Here is a 2,088-nt window from a genome sequence, read left to right on the forward strand (position 1 = left end):
GGCTATGAGTGACTTAAAATTCATATTTTAGAATTGGGTCACTACTTTTGTTTTTCTTGTGAAAGGTCTTTCTTTAAATTTTAGGGCTTCATAGATTTTTTTGAGGCCTTTATTGGGTTCTGTGCAAGTCTTGATATATGCTTTTTTATTGTCTTTTGCATTCATGCTTGTTGTAGTGATGCGTTGAGCTTTGAGCTTTTCAACAATTGTTTTCCATGAGTATTTTATATTCTGCTCTTTTAGGGTTGCTGTTATATAATTAACGACTTGATAAGCCAGAATGGATAGCCAAATATGCGCCTCTATATATTGGTCTTTTTGATGAAAGATTGGTCTTACATTGAGGTCTGATTTTAGACAACGGAAACTTGCTTCTACTTCTCTGGTTAGGTTGTAGGCTTCCCATATTTCTTTATCGGTAAGGTTTTTCTTTGAGTACCTCAAAAAATACTGGCCGTTTTTAGTTTTATGATCTTGCTTTACCTGCCATGAAATATCAGTTATAACACCTTTATCTTTATCCTCTTGATAAGTTATAGAATAGTGTTTTGCTGTTTTGGAAAATTGTTTTCTTATTTTGCCAACATGCTCTTTTACTTTTGTTGTGGTTTTCAATCTTCTTGGCTTACCAAGACCATCCTTGAGGTAGTTTAATCGCTCTATAAAACGCTCTGTCTGCTTTTTAGTTATGGATTCTTCTTTTTTCTTTTTTTGATCGCTTGCTACTAGTAAAAGCGTTTCTGCTTTATCTGTTTCAACTTTGGTAACTTGTATCTCATTGCCTCTGTTATCTTTTAGCAAAGTGGCTTTCTGGTTTAACTTAGTAAAACTTTTAGGTGCACTTCTACTGACGCATACATAATCGTATTTGTTGCGAACTAAATTCAAATTTTCTTCTGTACTTAATCCTGCATCAAAAACAATTAGTGGTTTTTCGTTTGTTGCATCAAACTGCTTATCAACGTATTTGAGTATTTCCCCAAGTGTTTTTGGTTCGCTTACATTGCCATCCCAAAATTGACTTGCTCTTACAAATCCTAAGCTATCAATTGTAAGGGCTAAGCTAATGAGTCTGCAATCGTTTCTTTTTTGTTTGCTACGCCCAAACTTTGCTCTATTTGAGGCGTTCATCATCCCTTCAAAGTGCATATTTGTAAGGTCAAAAATAACGACTTTACTACGACTGGAAAACATATTTTTACACACCTGGTAGAGCTTCTGTTCAATCGCTTCTTTATTGGTATAAAGGGATTCTGCTACTTTATAAAGTTGGTATCTGGTAGCTTTATCATTCTGTTCATCGTAGAGTTCTAATGTTGCTGCATTTTCTTTGAGCCATCTTTCAGTCTCTAATTCACTTGAAGGGTGAATCATCTTTGCCGTCAACAAAACCTTTGACATCATTATGGCTTTTTGTGACATTCCTAAGGAAGATAATATACTATCTATACTTAAACGCTCAAAGGCTTGCTTAGCTACCCAAGAGCCTCCTAAATCTCTACTCTCAAGCTCATCTGCGCTTTGTAAATCAACTTCATAATATTGCTTATCAGTAGATTGTGATTTGTTTTGAGAAGCAGATGTTTCTCTTTTTGAGGAAAAAGTTCCTTTTGTAATGATTTTTTTAGCAAAATCTTGTGCTAATTTTTCTACTTTAGAATCACTATCGTGAAAAAAATTAACAGCCCCTGTTAAAATCTCTTCAATCCGGTCTGCTAAGGCCTTGTGCTTATCTGCGGATAAATCTTCCAACTTCCCAAGATTGAGCAAAACACGTTGTCTGGTTTTGTTACCTATTCTGTATGAGTGCGTTAACCTATAATAGGTGTAAATTTTATCGGAGTTTTTATTCTTTTTGTTGACTTTGCGTATATACATGAGGCAAATATAATACCTTTTATTCAAATATACAAACATATGGGTCACTACATACGAACCTCAAAATATATATATTATTGATAATAAGATATATAACTTTTTAAAACCATCAGAAAAAAGTAAAAAACTGCTTTTTTAAAGGATTATTGGGCGAAAATTTGCAAGTTGGGTTAAAAACCATTTTCTAAGAAAAGCCGAAAAGTTTCGGAT

The 2,088-nt window shown here is 33.8% G+C and carries 1 protein-coding gene; it reads right to left on the reverse strand.

Going from position 1 to position 2,088, the window contains the following annotated elements; genetic code table 11:
• Positions 1 to 27 precede the first annotated feature (27 nt).
• Complete coding sequence (locus tag HKP48_RS11150; RefSeq protein ID WP_296345840.1) at positions 28 to 1,878, reverse strand: IS1634 family transposase; 1,851 nt, start codon at positions 1,876 to 1,878, stop codon at positions 28 to 30.
• Between the last annotated feature and the right edge of the window lie 210 nt (positions 1,879 to 2,088).

Source organism: Winogradskyella sp. (assembly GCF_013042245.1).
GTDB lineage: Bacteria > Bacteroidota > Bacteroidia > Flavobacteriales > Flavobacteriaceae > Winogradskyella.